This window comes from Pseudomonas sp. 21615526, assembly GCF_013386245.1.
Lineage (GTDB): Bacteria > Pseudomonadota > Gammaproteobacteria > Pseudomonadales > Pseudomonadaceae > Aquipseudomonas.
On sequence record NZ_JACAOM010000251.1, the window covers coordinates 1 to 405 of the forward strand.

Consider the following 405-nt stretch of genomic DNA (forward strand, 5'->3'; position numbering starts at 1 on the left):
GCAAGGTTATGCCCGAACCGAACGCCTGCAACAGGAGTTGCATGACTGGCAAACGCTGCTGGCCGACGTCGACAGCGCCTTGCCGTGCCTCGATCCCGAAGCCGGCTTGCGCAATGATCAAGGTGCCACGGTGCACAGCGCCTTGACCCCGACGCACACCCGCCAACTGCTGCAAAACGCCCCCAAGGCCTATCGCACCCAGGTCAACGACCTGCTACTGACCGCGCTCGCGCGGGTGGTTTGCCGCTGGACCGGCCACGCCGATGCCTTGATCCAGTTGGAAGGCCATGGTCGCGAAGACTTGTTTGACGACATCGACCTGACCCGCAGCATCGGTTGGTTCACCAGTGTGTTCCCGGTCAAGCTGACGCCGGCTGCGGACCCGGCTCAATCCCTCAAAGGTAT

1 protein-coding gene is annotated in these 405 nt (G+C 63.0%); it reads left to right on the plus strand.

Features of this window, described 5'->3' with window-relative positions; translation table 11 throughout:
• Positions 1–405 (plus strand): condensation domain-containing protein (locus HX786_RS31545; protein ID WP_178913089.1); only part of this gene is annotated, 405 nt, incomplete at both ends.